The organism is Micromonospora sp. USAFONa4 (assembly GCF_057197825.1).
This window is the reverse complement of record NZ_CM170072.1, coordinates 3,656,647-3,671,225: the sequence shown is the minus strand read 5'-3', so window position 1 is coordinate 3,671,225 and position 14,579 is coordinate 3,656,647. Positions and strand designations below refer to the sequence as shown.

At 74.4% G+C, this 14,579-nt stretch carries 18 protein-coding genes; 6 read left to right on the top strand and 12 right to left on the bottom strand.

What is annotated here, in order from left to right:
* The gene (locus AC0OO9_RS16195; RefSeq protein ID WP_151452603.1) at positions 1-189 is read left to right on the top strand and encodes a hypothetical protein; all 189 of its coding nucleotides are present in this window, start codon (positions 1-3) and stop codon (positions 187-189) included.
* A gap of 25 nt (positions 190-214) precedes the next feature.
* Here the strand turns inward: AC0OO9_RS16195 and AC0OO9_RS16190 are convergent, their stop codons facing one another.
* The 10 genes from AC0OO9_RS16190 to AC0OO9_RS16145 all read right to left on the bottom strand — a co-directional run bounded on the left by AC0OO9_RS16190 (position 215) and on the right by AC0OO9_RS16145 (position 9,282).
* Positions 215-1,738, bottom strand: a complete 1,524-nt coding sequence (locus AC0OO9_RS16190; RefSeq protein ID WP_484510980.1) for an FtsX-like permease family protein — start codon at positions 1,736-1,738, stop codon at positions 215-217.
* Entirely contained in the window at positions 1,735-2,436 is a 702-nt protein-coding gene (locus AC0OO9_RS16185) for an ABC transporter ATP-binding protein (RefSeq protein WP_132232244.1), read from the bottom strand. Before AC0OO9_RS16185 ends, AC0OO9_RS16190 begins: the two co-directional genes overlap by 4 nt.
* Complete coding sequence (locus AC0OO9_RS16180; RefSeq protein ID WP_484510979.1) at positions 2,433-2,969, bottom strand: PadR family transcriptional regulator; 537 nt, start codon at positions 2,967-2,969, stop codon at positions 2,433-2,435. Before AC0OO9_RS16180 ends, AC0OO9_RS16185 begins: the two co-directional genes overlap by 4 nt.
* An 84-nt stretch (positions 2,970-3,053) precedes the next feature.
* A complete protein-coding gene (locus AC0OO9_RS16175; protein WP_484510978.1) occupies positions 3,054-3,629 on the bottom strand; it encodes a TIGR03086 family metal-binding protein in 576 nt (191 codons plus the stop codon).
* A 52-nt stretch (positions 3,630-3,681) separates the two neighbouring features.
* Positions 3,682-5,220 carry a SpoIIE family protein phosphatase gene (locus tag AC0OO9_RS16170; RefSeq protein ID WP_484510977.1) on the bottom strand — a complete coding sequence of 513 codons (1,539 nt, stop codon included), beginning with the start codon at positions 5,218-5,220 and terminating at the stop codon, positions 3,682-3,684.
* Position 5,221: 1 nt separating this feature from the next.
* Positions 5,222-6,550 carry an ATP-binding protein gene (locus AC0OO9_RS16165; RefSeq protein WP_484517965.1) on the bottom strand — a complete coding sequence of 443 codons (1,329 nt, stop codon included), beginning with the start codon at positions 6,548-6,550 and terminating at the stop codon, positions 5,222-5,224.
* A gap of 29 nt (positions 6,551-6,579) precedes the next feature.
* Positions 6,580-7,608, bottom strand: coding sequence for a SpoIIE family protein phosphatase (locus AC0OO9_RS16160; RefSeq protein ID WP_484510976.1), 1,029 nt, complete (start codon positions 7,606-7,608; stop codon positions 6,580-6,582).
* Positions 7,596-8,015 (bottom strand): ATP-binding protein, encoded by a 420-nt coding sequence (locus AC0OO9_RS16155; protein ID WP_484510975.1) that lies wholly within the window; start codon positions 8,013-8,015, stop codon positions 7,596-7,598. The genes AC0OO9_RS16160 and AC0OO9_RS16155 overlap by 13 nt, the downstream gene beginning before the upstream one ends.
* On the bottom strand, positions 8,012-8,425 hold the full coding sequence (locus AC0OO9_RS16150; protein ID WP_357576874.1) for an STAS domain-containing protein: 414 nt from the start codon (positions 8,423-8,425) through the stop codon (positions 8,012-8,014). The genes AC0OO9_RS16155 and AC0OO9_RS16150 overlap by 4 nt, the downstream gene beginning before the upstream one ends.
* Positions 8,425-9,282, bottom strand: coding sequence for an STAS domain-containing protein (locus tag AC0OO9_RS16145; RefSeq protein ID WP_484510974.1), 858 nt, complete (start codon positions 9,280-9,282; stop codon positions 8,425-8,427). The genes AC0OO9_RS16150 and AC0OO9_RS16145 overlap by 1 nt, the downstream gene beginning before the upstream one ends.
* 162 nt (positions 9,283-9,444) lie before the next feature.
* Here AC0OO9_RS16145 and AC0OO9_RS16140 point away from each other — a divergent pair, with 162 nt between their 5' ends.
* Complete coding sequence (locus tag AC0OO9_RS16140) at positions 9,445-9,801, top strand: STAS domain-containing protein (RefSeq protein WP_092381119.1); 357 nt, start codon at positions 9,445-9,447, stop codon at positions 9,799-9,801.
* Between the two features lie 10 nt (positions 9,802-9,811).
* On the opposite strand, the gene AC0OO9_RS16135 is transcribed toward AC0OO9_RS16140, so the two are convergent.
* A complete protein-coding gene (locus tag AC0OO9_RS16135) occupies positions 9,812-11,140 on the bottom strand; it encodes a CynX/NimT family MFS transporter (RefSeq protein ID WP_484510973.1) in 1,329 nt (442 codons plus the stop codon).
* Positions 11,141-11,190: 50 nt separating this feature from the next.
* Here AC0OO9_RS16135 and AC0OO9_RS16130 point away from each other — a divergent pair, with 50 nt between their 5' ends.
* From AC0OO9_RS16130 to AC0OO9_RS16115, 4 genes are all read left to right on the top strand, one after another.
* Positions 11,191-11,874 (top strand): FadR/GntR family transcriptional regulator, encoded by a 684-nt coding sequence (locus AC0OO9_RS16130; RefSeq protein WP_357576876.1) that lies wholly within the window; start codon positions 11,191-11,193, stop codon positions 11,872-11,874.
* A 39-nt stretch (positions 11,875-11,913) separates the two neighbouring features.
* Positions 11,914-12,387, top strand: coding sequence for a large conductance mechanosensitive channel protein MscL (mscL, locus tag AC0OO9_RS16125; protein ID WP_484510972.1), 474 nt, complete (start codon positions 11,914-11,916; stop codon positions 12,385-12,387).
* A gap of 81 nt (positions 12,388-12,468) precedes the next feature.
* The gene (locus AC0OO9_RS16120; protein WP_132232264.1) at positions 12,469-12,705 is read left to right on the top strand and encodes a hypothetical protein; all 237 of its coding nucleotides are present in this window, start codon (positions 12,469-12,471) and stop codon (positions 12,703-12,705) included.
* Between the two features lie 105 nt (positions 12,706-12,810).
* Positions 12,811-13,185, top strand: a complete 375-nt coding sequence (locus AC0OO9_RS16115) for a hypothetical protein (RefSeq protein WP_484510971.1) — start codon at positions 12,811-12,813, stop codon at positions 13,183-13,185.
* Here AC0OO9_RS16115 and AC0OO9_RS16110 read toward each other — a convergent pair.
* The gene (locus AC0OO9_RS16110) at positions 13,127-14,518 is read right to left on the bottom strand and encodes a benzoate/H(+) symporter BenE family transporter (protein WP_484510970.1); all 1,392 of its coding nucleotides are present in this window, start codon (positions 14,516-14,518) and stop codon (positions 13,127-13,129) included. The two genes, AC0OO9_RS16115 and AC0OO9_RS16110, sit on opposite strands and share 59 nt — an antisense overlap.
* Positions 14,519-14,579: the final 61 nt, after the last annotated feature.

The following is a 14,579-nucleotide window of genomic DNA, read 5'->3' as shown; positions in this document are numbered from 1 at the left end:
GTGACCGGGGCCGGCGAGGTGGACGACGACGAGCCGGCCGAGGGCGTACCGGCGTCGGGGTGGCGGGCGGCGGCGCGCGACCGGCGCGTCTGGGCGATCCTCGCGGTGGTCGCGTTCCTGCTGGTCTGCTGCTGTTCCGCCGCCGCCGGGACGCTGCTCGCGCTCTCCGCCGGTCTGTTCGCCGCCTGACGCGGCACGGGGGCCGTCCCCCGGCTCAGGTCACCCGCAGCTCCTCGACAGCCGTGCTCGCGCGCAGGAAGAGCAGGCCGACGCCGACCGTCGCCAGCACCCCCGCCAGGGCGCCGGCTCCGAGCAGGGCCAGCTGTTCCAGCGGTACGTCGGGCGGCACGGTCACGTCCGGCATCGCCACGACCCGGGTGTGGCGCGCCCGGGTGGCGGGGTCGGCGCAGAGCTGGGCGGTGGCGTCGCAGACCTCGTCGTAGTGGCGGGCGGTCGGCGTGCGGAAGAGCCCCCGGGCCAGCAGCAGGCCCACGGCGAGCGCGACGGCCACCGCCGGCACGGCGGGCGCCAGCGACTGCCAGGCGATGGACCGGCCGAGCGTGGGCCGGGGCACCCCGGTCGCCACCAGGGCCGCGTACGCGCGCCGCCGGGCGGTGATCCCCTCCACCATCGCGACGACCAGCCCACCGGCGGCGACCAGCATGGCCACCGCCACCGCCAGGTCCACCAGGTCCATGGTCCGCAGGTAGAAGCCGTCGTCGCCGGCCAGTCCGCCGCCGGTCCGCCGGCTCAGCTCGCCCGCCGCGACGAAGTACTCCCGCAGCCCGGCCGCGCCCGCGCCGAGGAGCACCGCCGCCAGCAGTGCGGCGAAGGTGCGGCTGCCCGCCCACGGGTCGGCCGTCAACCGGCGGGCGGCGAGCAGCGCGGCCGGCCCCCGGGCGTAGCGGTGCAGCATCCGCCCGGCGGTCCAGGAGATCCAGCGGGTGCCGACGACCACCCCGATCATCGCGGCCAGCCCGCCGCTGACCAGCAGCGCCGGCACCAGCCACGACGGCGGGTCGGTGGCGCGCCGGTCGTAGAGGCGGGTGACCGGTTCGACGGCGACGAAGGCGGCCAGCCCGGCGCCGATGAGGACGCCCGCCCACGGTCGGGGGCCGCGTTCCCGGCGGTGCGTACGCAGCACGCCGAACGGGGTCGTGCTCACCCGGCGCAGCATCAGCGCGGTGGCCAGCGCCGCCACGACCGGCAGCCCCGCCAGCACCGCCACCAGCACGCCGGGGGTGGGCAGCACGTCGGTGGGCAGGACGAGCCGGCCCCGGGCGTCGGGCCGGTCGAGCAGCTCCCGGCCGACGAAGTGGACCGACGCGCCGGCCAGCGTGCCGAGCAGGCTCGCCATGCCGGCCTCCAGCACGGCGATCCGGGTCACCTGGCCGGGGGTGGCGCCGGCCAGCCGGAACGCGGCCAGCCGGCGGTCCCGCGCCGGCGCGCCGAGCCGGGCGCACTGCCCGGCCAACGCCAGCACGGGAATCATGAGCAGCAGCAGGGCGAAGGCCGTGCCGCCGCGCAGCCCCGGCTCGACGAGCAGCTGGTTGGCGTACTGGTGGGACCAACGGCTGCCGTTGCCGTCGGTGGCGGGCGGGGTGGGGATCGCGAGCACGGTGAGCGCGGCGAGGGCGACGAGGGTGGCCAGGGCGGCGCTGAGCGCGGTCAGCGCCACCCGGGCGGTGTCGGTGCGGGTGCCGGCCAGGGCGAGGCGTACCAGCGTCGACGGCCTCACCGGCGGCTGCCCGGCAGCGGGGTGTCGAGGCCGAGCCCGGTGTGGTCGACCATGCCGTCGCGGAGGATGACCTCGCGGTCGGCGTACGCGGCGATCTGCGGCTCGTGGGTGACCAGGACGACCGTGGTCCGCTGCTCGCGGGCGAGCCGGACGAGTTGGACGAGCACCTGCTCGCCGGTGAGCGTGTCCAGCGCGCCGGTCGGCTCGTCGGCGAAGAGCACCCGGGGCTCGGTGACCAGCGCCCGTGCCATCGCGCAGCGCTGCTGCTGCCCGCCGGACATCTCGCCCGGCCGGACGTCGGCCAGGTCGGCCACGCCGAGCCGCTCCATCCAGGACAGCGCCGCCGTCCGCGCCTCCCGCCGCCGGGTGCCGGCGAGGAGCAGCGGAAGGGCGACGTTCTCGGCGGCGGTCAGTTCGGCGACGAGCTGGCCGAACTGGAAGAGCACCCCGAACTCGGTGCGCCGCAGCCTGGACCGTGCCGCCTCGGACCAGGTGTCGATCCGGTGCCCGTTCCAGCTCACCTCGCCGGCGTCCGGACGCAGGATGCCGGCGAGGCAGTGCAGGAGGGTGGACTTGCCGCAGCCGCTCGGGCCGGTGACGGCGACGATCTCCCCCTCGGCGACGTCGACGGTGACGCCGCGCAGCGCGGGTGTCCGCCCGTAGGCCTTGACCACGCCGCGAGCCTGAAGTTGCGTCACGAGTGCACCTCCCGGTGCCAGTCGGCGACGCGGCCCAGGGTGGTCTGCAACCACCGCAGGTCGGCGTCGAGATGGGCGATGGCGAAGTCGGCCGCGACGATGTCGTCGAGGCTGGCCGAGGGCGCCGTCTTCACCGCGGTCAGCTCGCGCAGCCGCTCGGTGTGGGCCTGCCGCTGGGCGACGAGGTAGGTCCGGGCCCGGTCCGCGTCGGCCACCAGCAGCGCCACGACCACCTTGGCGAAGAGCGTGCTGGCGACGTACGGCATCGGTGGCTCGACCTCGGCGAGCCACCGCTGGAGCGCGGCCCGGCCGTCGGCGGTCAGCGAGTACGCGGTGCGGTCGGGACCGCCCTCGCGTTCCTGCCCGGCGGGTGCCACGAGGCCGTCCCGCTGCAACCGGCCGAGGGTCGAGTAGACCTGCCCGAAGGCCAGCGGCTTGGCGCGGGGCAGGCGCTCGTCGTGGGCGCGCTTCAGCTCGTAGCCGTGCCGGTTGCCGGCGGCCAGCAGGCCCAGCAACACGTGCGGGGTGGACACCGCGTCACTATTCACCCGGTGAATAGTGACTGTCAAGGAGGCCCGCGCGGCGGGGTGCCGCGCGGGCCTGGTGGCGCTCCGAGGTCAGGCGCCCGCCGACCAGCCCGGGTCCCGGCCGGTCAGGGCGAGCAGACGGTCGATCTCGGCGGCGTCCGACGACGACGTCCCCACCGGCGCCGCGAAGACGCCCTGTTCCCGGGCCGCCGGCCCCATCTGCTCGCACAGGGCGCACAGCGGGGGCAGCGCCTCCGGCGCGGGGCGGTACGGCTGCCCGGTGGCGACGGCCAGGTCCCAGGCGTGCACCGTCAGGTCGAGCAGCACCATGGTGCCGACCGTCTCCTGCGGCAGCCCCATCCCGGGCGAGACCCCCTCCAGCGCGGCCGGGTCCGACCACGCCTCGACCAGTTTCGCGGTCTCCGCCTCGAACCGGTCCCGCCAGCCCTCGGTCAGGTGGTCGGGCTTCTCCGCCCACTCCGGCTGCCCCCTGCCGGCGAGGGCCTGGAAGTTGACCACCACGTCGTAGAGGTGGTTGAGCAGGTCGCGCACGGCGTAGTCGCTGCACGGGGTCGGCAGGTCCAGTTGGTCGTCCGAGACGCCCCGGACCACCGCGACGGCACGGGGCGCCGCGGCTGCGAGCAGATCACCAGTCTTCGTGGCCATCAGCTCAGGGTACGAGGGTGGCCCCGCCGTCGCCGCCCCGCGCGGGGCCGGCTCAGTTGCGGCGGAGGGCCACCACGGCGACGTCGTCGTGGATCTCCGGCGGAGCCAGCTCGACCAGGAGCCGTTCGCAGAACCGGTCCAGGTCGTCGTCGACCCGGGTGGCGGCCACGGCCAGGGCGGCCAGCCCGTCGTCGATGGTGGTGTCCCGCCGCTCGATCAGTCCGTCGGTGTAGAACACCAGCGTCGCCCCGGCCGGCAGCACGAACTCCAGGTCGGACGGCCGGGGCGCGCGGACCCCGAGCAGCGGGGCCGAGTGCTGCACGAACTCCACCTTGCCGTCGATGCTGAGCGCCGGCGGCAGGTGCCCGGCGCTGGCCAGCCGCACCCGGCCGCTCGGCGGGTGCAGCAGCAGCACGCAGATCGTGGCCAGCTCGTCGGGGAGCAGGGTGCGCATGAGTTCGTTGACCCGGTGCAGGATCTCGCCCGGCTGGTGCCCCTCCACCGCGTACGCCCGCACCGCGTGCCGCAGCTCGGCCATCACCGTCGCGGCGTGCAGCGAGTGACCGGCCACGTCGCCGATCGCCAGCAGCAGGTGGCCGTCGAGCATCACCAGCTCGTAGAAGTCGCCCCCCACCTCGGTCTGCGCGCTCGCCGGCTCGTAGCGCACAGCCAGGTCGAGCCCGTTGACCTGCGGTATCCGGCGCGGCAGCAGGCTGCGCTGGAGGGTGACCGCGATGCGGTGCTCCTCGTCGAAGGAGCGCTGCGCCTCCACGGCCGCCGCGACGGCCTGGGCGAGCTGCCGCAGCACGGGGGTGTGGGCGGTCTGCGTGGCGGTGGGCACGACGACGTAGAGCGGCGCCCGGTCCTCGCGCAGCCGGGCGGCGACCACCGTGACCGTGTCGTCCGCCGGCCATCCGACCAGGCCCCAGGAGGCCGGATCGTCCACCCGGACCGTCGTCCCGGTCGGCACCCCGGTGTCGTCGACGATCCACGGGACGATCGTGGCCGTGCCGTCGGGGCCGTCCGCGATCCCCGCGAGGCAGTCGCCGTCGAACGTCTCGGCGACCACGGCGGCCGGGCTCCTGAAGATCCGCGCGGCGCCGGCCGCCGCCGCCTCCAGCAGCCGCGCGAAGTTCGGCGCGGAGTGCACCGCCATGGTGGTGTCGGCCAGGCCGAGGAGCCGTTCGGCGAGCAGTTCCGCGCGCTGCCGGGCCCGGTAGTAGCGCAGCACCGCGTGGGAGGTGGCGACCAGTTCCTCCGGCTCGATCGGCTCCGCCAGGTACGCGTCCGCACCCCGGGTGAGCCCCTGCGCCCGGTCCACCACGTCCACCGCGTGCGCGGACACGTGGATCACCGGCATCGCCGGGTGCGCCGCCTTGATCCGCTCGCAGACCTCGAAGCCGTTCAGGTCGGGCAGCCGCACGTCGAGCACCACGAGGTCGATCGGGTCCACCCCGACCCGGGCCAGCGCCTCGGCGCCGTTCTCGGCCTCCAGCACCGCGAAGCCCGCCCGGGACAGCCAGCTCACCAGGAGGTAGCGCTTGGTGGGGCTGTCGTCGACCACCAGTACCGTCGCCGGGCCGCCGTCCACGTCACGCTCCGCCCGCGGGCAGTGTGACGGTGAACGTGCTGCCCCGGCCCGGCTCGCTGGACACCACGAGGCTGCCGCCGAGCAGGGTCACCAGCCGCCGCGCGTACGGCAGGCCGAGGCCCGTTCCGCCGACCCGGGTCGCGCCGGGCACCTGGTAGAACTCCTCGAAGATCCGCTCCTGCAACTCCGGGGGGATGCCCGCGCCGGTGTCGGAGACGATGAGCGACCAGCGCTCGTCCTGCCGCTCGGCCCGCAGCCGCACCTCGCCGCGCTCGGTGAACTTGAGCCCGTTGTGCAGCAGGTTGCGCAGGACCTGGGCGAGCAGCACCTCGTCCGTACGCAGCGTCGCCGGGACGGGCGGCTCCTCCACCACCAGCTCGACGTCGGGCCGGGTGGCCAGGGCCCGCAGCGTGCCGCGCAACTGGCCGAAGACCGGCCGCAGGTCGACCTCGGCCCAGTCGGGCTCGATCCGGCCCGACTCGGCCTTGGCCAGGTCGAGCAGCTCGTTGACCAGCGTGAGGAGGTCACCCGCCGAGGAGCGGATCAGCCCGACCTGGCGGGCCTGCTCGGCGGTGAGCGGGTCGGAGGCGGAGTCGCCCAGCAGCCGGCCCAGGCCGATGATCGCGGTGACCGGGGCCCGCAGCTCGTGGCTGACGTTCGCCAGGAACCGGCTCTTCGACTCGCTGGCCGCGCGCAGCTGCGCCGACTTCTCGTCCAGCTCGGCGTAGAGGGCCACCACGCCGCGGTTGGTCTCCTCCAGCTCCTCGGTGAGCTGGTTGTAGAGCGCCATCACCCCGCGGTTGGTCTCGGCCAGCTCCTCGTTGAGGACGGCCAGCTCGTCGCGCTGGCTGCGTACCTCGTCCAGGGCGGCGATGAGCTGGGCGTTCTGGGCGGCCAGCTCGTCCAGGGCGCTGCCCGGTGCGTTCCGGTCGAGCTCGGACCGCAGCTCGGCGAGACGCTCGGGGGTCAGCACCTCTGCGGTGACCGGAACACGTCGGGACATCCTCACGACCGTATCCCCCTCGCGTGTCACCACGCCCAGCTTGTCCACCAACCGCGCCACCGCACCGGACTGCGGCTCGTAGCGCCCGTCGGGCAGCGGGCCCACGGGGACGAGGTCCACCCGCAGGTGCCGCCTGCCGTCGACGGCGTCGTGCACGAGGACGAATGCCACCTCCGCCCCGCCGACCGAGTGCAGCAGGTCGCGGGCGACCTCGCTGAGCGCCGTGGCGATGCGGACCTGGTCCTGGTGCTCAAGGCCCACCGCGGCGGCGACCTCACGGCCCCGCTGCCGGACGACGAAGATGTCGTGTTCGACCCGCAGCGCCATCTGCAGCAGCGGCGCCCCGGCGGACCCGGTCACGACCAGGCCCGGGCGGCCAGGACGCAGGCGTCGTCGCGGCGCGTGCCGGCGTCCCGCAGCACCGTCGCGGCCACCACGAGGGGCGACCGGTCGGCGAGACCGGGATAGTCGGCGAGCTGCCAGCGGTCGACCACCCCGTCACTGTGCATGACCAGCAGGGCTTCGGCGTCGAAGGGGTAGTCGTACTCCCGGACCGAGGGTCGCTGGTGCCCGGCGATGCCGGGCAGCGAGACCAGGCCCCGCCGCTTGCCGTCGCCGCCGATCACGGCGGCGGCGATGTTGCCCAGCCCCGAGTAGCGCAGCACCCCGGCCGACGGGTCCGGCTCGGCCACGGCGAGCGCCGCGCCCCGGGTGTGCGACATCGAGCGGTGCAGGTGCGCGACGACCGCCGACGGGGGCCCCGCCGGCGCTCTGCGGAACGCGTCGAGCGCGGCGTCGGTGGCGGCGGAGGCGAGCGGACCGTGCCCCAGGCCGTCGCAGACCAGCACCTGGCGCCGGCCCTCGACGATCCGCCAGGCGTAGCCGTCACCGCTGACCGACTCCCCGGGTATCGGCCGGCTGAGCGCGCCGGCCCAGGGCCGCTCGTGCCCGCCGTCGGGCTTCGGCCAGACCTGGACGGCGAGGACGGTGCCGCGCGGCGGCCGGGAGTAGCCGTCGAACCAGCTCGCCTGCCGGACGATCGCGCCGAGGCCGATGCCGAGCGTCCCGACGGTGGAGTGCCCGTCCTCGACGGAGGCGGTGAGGTCGGCCATTCCCGGCCCGGAGTCGAGGGCGACCAGTTCCACGCCGGCCTCCCCGTCGCGCCGCACCGGCCGCAGCAGGAGGACACCGTCGTCGGCGTGCTTGACCAGGTTGCTGGTCAGCTCGGCGGCGACGATGGACAGGTCGGCGATCCGGGCGTCGCCCAGTGCGAGCTGGGCGCCGAGCCGTTCGGCGGCCCGACGCGCCGCGCTCGCCGCGCCGCCGCTCTCGACCCGGTACCAGACGCCGCGGTCGGAGACCGCGTCGTCGTTCACCGGGCCCATTTGGTGACCGTGATCCGGGTTCCCTCACCCGGAGCGGTCTGGATGTCGAACTCGTCGACCAGCCGGCGGGCGCCGCTGAGCCCGAGGCCGAGCCCGCCGCCGGTGGTGTAGCCGTCGGTCAGCGCCAGGTCGAGGTCGGCGATGCCCGGGCCGGAGTCGGCGAAGACGATCCGCACGCCCCGCCGCCGGCCGTTGTCCACGGTGGCCACCTCGACCGAGCCGCCGCCGCCGTACACCAGGGTGTTGCGGGCCAGCTCGCTCGCCGCGGTGACGACCTTGGTCTGGTCGACAAGCGAGAGCTTGACCGCCACCGACACCGTACGCACCAACTGCCGGACGCGTACCACGTCCTCGTCGCTGCGGATCGCCTGCGCCTGCGGCTGGCCCAGGTCGACTCCGGTGGTCATGACAACGCCGTCGTCTCGGCGTCCGGTTCGTCGTCGAACGCGAGCTCGCGCTCGTCGGCGTGGGCCGCCGCGATCAGCTCCATGCCCCGCTCGACGTTGAGGGCCGTCCGGATGCCGTTGAGCGACAGGCCCAGCTCGACCAGGGTGATGGCGACGGCGGGACGCATCCCGACCACGACCGTCTCCGCGTCGAGCACCTTGGAGATCGACGCGATGGTCGACAGCATCCGCCCGACGAAGGAGTCGACGATGTCCAGGGCGGTGATGTCGATGATCACGCCGTGGCAGCCGGTGGCGACGATCCGCTCCGCGAGGTCCTCCTGGAGCTGGACGGCCGTCTGGTCGGACATGTCGACCTGGATGGAGACCAGCAGGATGTCGCCGATCTTGAGGATCGGCACCCGTTCCATCAGGCCTCCCGACGCTGGCGGCGCCCGGTCTCGACCCCGGTGAGCCGGAGCACGTGCCGCAGCGCGTCGGCGAGGCTCGCCTTGGTGGCGATGTCGCCGAACTCGATGCCGAGGGCCACGATGGTCTGGGCGATCTGCGGCCGGATGCCGGAGATGATGCAGTCGGCGCCCATCAGCCGGGCGGCCACCACGGTCTTGAGGATGTGCTGGGCGACCTGGGTGTCCACCGCCGGTACGCCGGTGATGTCGATGATCGCGTAGGGCGAGCCGGTGTCGACCAGGGTCTGGAGCAGCCGCTCCATCACCACCTGGGCCCGGGCCGAGTCGAGGGTGCCGACCAGCGGCACGGCGACCACGCCCTCCCAGAGCTTCACCACCGGGGTGGACAGCTCCAGCAGTTGCTCCGCCTGGTCGGCGATGAGGCTCTCGCGGGTGCGTACGAAGCTCTCGAAGGTGAAGAGGCCCATCTGGTCGATCAGCCCGGAGAAGGCGACGTAGTCGCGCAGCGTCTGGGCGCCGCCGTCGGCCTCCAGCAGCTCCAGCAGCACCTCCTTCAGCGAGAACACGCTGATCGCGGTCTCGGAGGCGGAGAAGCCCTGCCGGGCGCGTCCCCGGGACAGCTCCGAGAGCACGGCGCGCAGCTCGGCGGCCGGCTCGGCGTCGAGGTCGATGGCACCCTGCCCACTGGCAGTGATCATGCTAGAGTGCAGCTCCTGCAGCTGCCGGCGCAGCTCGCCCTGGCTGAGCCGCCCGCGCAGGGACCCGGCGACGATCTCCGTCCAACGCTGCATGATCCGATCGGCATGACCGGTCAGCAGACCGGCCAGCCGGCTGCTTTCCTCGGCGCTCAACGCCATGGTGAACCCCCTTCGACCTCGACGGCGGACTCTATCACCGGGGGTTGGAGCGCTACTTGTCGCAGGGCAAACGAATGAGGACGGCCACCGGATACCGCATCCCGTTCTGCGTACCACCCCGATAGTGGGATACCGTTTCCCCGATAACAGGAGGTCTGGCGAATGTCCTTGACGGTGCACACGGAACAACGCGGCGACGTGGTCGTCGTATCGGTCGCGGGCGAGCTGGACATGGCGACCGCACCGCAGCTCCAGGACCAGATCACCGACCTGCTCGACAAGGGCCGCAGCCGGCTCGTCTTCGACCTGGCGAACGTCTCGTTCTGCGACTCCACGGGGCTGTCGGTGTTCGTCCGGGCCAAGAACAGCTGCGACGAGGCGGGCGGCGTGGTACGGCTGGCCGCCCCGCAGCGGGGCGTGCTGCGCATCCTCGAGGTGAGCGGTCTCGTCGAGGTGCTGCACACCTACCCGACGGTCGACCAGGCCGTGGCCGGCGATCCCACGCCGGCCTCCTCCTGACGGTTCCCCCTCACGCCTCGTCCTCGATGTGTCGGGGACGGGCGATCACCATGCCCGCGCCGGTCTGCACGGCGAGTGCCGCCAGCAGGAACCCGATCGGGACGGTCCACCCGCCGGTCGTCCCGTAGAGGATGCCCACCAGCAGTGGCCCCAGCGCGGCGATGAGGTAGCCGACGCTCTGGCTGAACGCGGAGAGCGCCACCGTCCCCTCGGTCGTCCGGGCCCGCAGCCCGATGGTGGCCAGGATCATCGGGAAGGCGCTCTGCCCGATCGCGAGCAGCACCACCCAGAGCAGCGCCCCGTCGTGCGGCGCGACGGCCATCCCGACGTAGGCGAGGGCCATCGCGGCGGAGAGCGTCAGCACCAGCGGGTGCAGGGTGCGCAGCCGCCCGGCCAGGGTCGGCATCAGCAGGGCGATCGGCACGCCCAGCGCCGTCACCCCGGCGAGCAGCAGGCCGGCGTCCTGCGGCCGGTAGCCGGCGTCGCGGAAGAGCTGGGCCAGCCAACCCATGATCGCGTAGGCGCCCAGCGACTGCGTCCCGAAGTAGACCGCCATCGCCCAGCCGAGCCGGCTCCGCCCCGGCCGGATCCGGCCGGAACGGGGGGCCACCGCCGCCAGGGTCGCCGCCCGTCGGGCCGCGCGCGCCCGCAGCGCCAGCGGCACCCACGGGAGTACGGCCACCAGGGCCAGCCCGGCCCACACGGCGAGCCCGGCCCGCCAGGTGCCGAAGAGGTGCGCCACCGGCACCGCCGCCGCGGCGGCCACCGTCGACCCCACCGTCAACGTCATCGAGTACGCCCCGGTGACCAGTCCGACGCGGTGCGGGAAGTACTGCTTGACCAGCAGCGGGAGCAGGACGTTCGCCACCGCGATCCCGGCCAGCGCGAGGGCGCTGCCGGCGATGAAGACCAGCGCGGAGTCCGTGCCGACCCGGACGAGCTGCCCGGCGGCGAGGATCAGCATCGCCACCACCAGCACCCGGGCCGGGGAGTTCCGGCGGACCAGCCGGGGAGTGAGCGACCCGAAGACGGCGAAGGCCACCGCGGGCAGGGTGGTCACGACCCCGGCCAGCGCCCCGGAGAGGGCCAGGCCGCCGCGTACCTCGTCGAGCAGGGCGCCGAGGCTGGTGATCGCGGCCCGCAGGTTGAGCGCCACGAGCAGCATGCCGACGAGCACGAGCAGCCCACCGGCGACCGGTCCGGCCGGCTTGGGGGTGGGACCGGTGGCAGGAGCCGTCGCATCCGCCGGCGCGGGCACGTCGTCCGGCCCGGCGATCGTCTCCCGCCCGGAACGTGGTGAGGTTCCGGCGTCGACGGCGGCGGTGGCTGGCGGGGTCATGTGTCCGAACCTACAATCATGGGATGAATTTCAGGCAGGTGTTGTAACCAGTGCCACCGTCGGTTGATTCCGCCGCCGCGCCACCCAGGGGCCACCGGGTGCGGCAGACCATCGCCCAGCTCAGGGAGCGGATCCTCGGCGGCGAGTGGCCGGTCGGCGGACGGATCCCCACCGAGCCGCAGCTGGTCGCGGCGCTCGGCGTGGGCCGCAACACGGTCCGCGAGGCGGTGCGGGCGCTGGTGCACGCCGGGGTGCTGGAGTGCCGGCAGGGCTCCGGCACGTACGTGGTGTCGACCGACGAGCTGGCGCCGGTGGTGGCCCGCCGGCTCACCGCCGACCGGATGGCCGAGGTGGTCGAGGTGCGCCGCGCCTTCGAGGTGGAGGCCGCCCGGCTCGCCGCGTTGCGGCGTACGACCGAGGACCTGGCGGCCCTGGACGGCGCGCTCGCCGCCCGCGAGGCGGCCTGGCGCGACGGCCGGTTCGACGAGTTCGTGGCGGCCGACGCGGCGCTGCACACCGCCGTGGTCGCGGCGGCGCACAACGGCATGCTCGCCGAGCTGTACGCCTCGGTCGGGGCCGCGCTGCACAGCACGATCGCCCAGTCGATGGGCGGCGCGCTGGAGCCGGACCGCTACGTCGACCACTCCCGGCTGGTCGAGGCGATCCGGGCCGGCGACCCGGGCCGCGCGGCGATCGAGGCCGGCGCTTTTCTGGAGCCCTCGCCCGGGGCATAGGTTGTGCCGGACGGAAGACCGGACACCTCGGGAGTACGGATGCTCAAGGGCTTCAAAGACTTCATCATGCGCGGCAACGTCGTCGACCTGGCGGTCGGTGTCGTCATCGGCGCCGCGTTCACGGGCGTGGTCACCCAGCTCACCAAGTCGTTCCTGGAACCGCTGATCCGGGTCTTCGTGCTGCTCATCACGGGTAGCGACAAGGGCCTGGCCGGCACCGCCCCGATGTTCCGCGGCATCGCCTTCGACTGGATCGCGTTCGTCAACGCGCTGATCACGTTCCTGCTCACCGCGGGGGCGCTCTACTTCCTCGTGGTGTTCCCGATGAACAAGCTGGCCGAGCGGCGCAAGCGGGGCGAGGAGCCGCCGCCGAAGGCGCCGAGCGAGGAGGTCCGGCTGCTCACCGAGATCCGCGACGCCCTGGTCGCCGCCGGCCACACCACCCCCGGGCAGCGGCGCGGGGCGCTCGACGAGGTGCTCGGCCGCCGGGAGGAACCGCCCACTGCGCGCTGAACCCGGCGCACGCACACCGGCCCCTGCGGGAATCCCGCAGGGGCCACACATTTTCGTACGCCTGTTCGATAGAGTCCCGCCATGGAGCAGCGGAAGCACTGGTGGAACGGGAAATGGGGCCGGCTGGCCCGGCGCGACGTCTTCCTCCGGGTGGACGCCGACCGGTGGCACGTCGAGCAGCGCGCCGGCGGTTCCGAGGGCGTCTCCCGGTTCTACGAGTACGGCACCGCCGAGGAGGCCGAGGAGACGGTCCGGGCGCTGCTCCAGGGCACCGACACGTGGCGCGAACTCTCCCCCCGCCCCCCAACTGCCTGGTGAGGGACCCCGCCCGAGATCTTGGACAGTTGGCGTTCGGCCCGAGCGACAACTGTCCAAGATCTCGACGGTGGTTTAGCCGGAGCGGGGGCCGGGAACCGCCCCGGGATGGAGCAGCAGGGCACCGAGCGGCAGGCGACAGTTTCCCGGGTCACCACGGGCATGCGGGTGATCGACGTCGACGGCACCGAGTTCGGCACCGTCGACCTGGTCCAGCGGGGTGATCCCAACGCGGTGACCGTGCAGGCACCGACCGCCGACCCGGGCAGCAGCCTGGACGAGCTGATCGAGTCGACGGCCGTGGAGGAGCCGGACGTACCGGCCGACCTGGCGGCCCGGCTGCTGCACAGCGGCTACCTGAAGGTCTCCACCGACCTGGTCCGCACCGGCGCGGTCTACGTGCTCGCCGAGCAGATCGCCGACGTCACCGACGGCCAGGTACGCCTCGACGTCCCGGCCCGCGACCTGCCGCCCGAGGAGTGACATCGACCCGCCCGGCCCCGGTCCGCCCCGGCGACCCGGTCGTGACGGGTTCCACCGCCGGGCCCGGCGACCCGGCTGTGACGGGTTCCACCGCCGGGCCCGGCGACCCCGTCGCGGCAGGTGCGGACGCCGGCTCCGTCGCGGCGGGTGCGGGCGCCGGCTCCGGCGCGGTCGGCCCGCCGGAGCGGTGGCGGAAGAGCAGGAGCATCACCCCGCCCGCGACCAGACCCCAGAACGCGCCGCCCACACCGAGCAGGGTCACCCCGGAGGCGGTGACCACGAAGGTGACCACGGCGGCCTCCCGGTCCGCCGGTTCCGCCAGCGCCGAGGTGAGCGCGGTGGCCAGCGCGCCGAGCAGCGCCAGCCCGGCGACCGCCTCGATCAGTACCGGCGGGGCGAGCGCGACCAGCGCGGTGGCCGCCCCGGCGCCCAGCCCCAGCAGTGCCAGCCCGGTCCCGGCGGTGACCGAGGCGATCCAGCGGCGGTCCGGGTCGGGGTGGGCGTCCGGGCCGGCGGCCAGCGCGGCAGTGATCGCGGCGAGGTTGACCGCGTGCCCGCCGGCGGGCGCGGCGAGCACGGTGGTCAGTCCCGTGGCGCGCAGCGCGGCGCCGAAGGGCGGCCGGTAGCCGTAGCCGACCAGCACCGCCATGCCCGGTACGTTCTGCGCGGCCATGGTGACCAGGAAGAGCGGCAACGCGAGGCCCACCATCGCGGAGACGTTCCAGGCCGGCGCGGTCAACTCGACCACGGGCAGCAGCCGCGCGCCGCCGAGCCCGGAGACCGGGGTGGTCAGCGCGATCGCCGCCACCGCGACGACCAGCGCGCCCGGCACCGCCCACCGGCGGGCGAACCGGTGCAGCAGCAGCCAGGCCAGCACCACGGGGACGGCCAGCCGGGGCACCTCGACCAGCGCGCGGACGGGGGCGGTGCAGAGCGGCAGCAGGACCCCGGCGAGCATCGCGCCCGCGACCGGCCGGGGGATCGCCGCGACGGCCCGCCCGAGGGCGGGGAACAGCCCGGCGGCCACGATCAGCGCACCCGAGACGAGGAACGCCCCGACGGCGACGGGCCAACCGCCGGGCACCGTGCCCGTGGCGACCAGCAGCGCCGCCCCCGGGGTGGACCACGCGACGCTCATCGGGATCCGGTGCCGCAGGCCCAGCCACACGGCGGAGATCCCGGAGGCCACGCACACCGCCAGCAGCCCCGAGGCGGCCTGGGCGTCCGAGGCGCCGACGGCCCGCAGGCCGGCCAGCACCACCGTGAACGAGCTGGCGAACCCGACCAGCGCGGTCACCACACCCGCCAGCACCGGTTGCGAACGTCCCGCCATCCCGCCTCCCCGACCGTTCCGTTTACGGAACAAGAACCTGTAGCACCATAGCGGGGTGCCG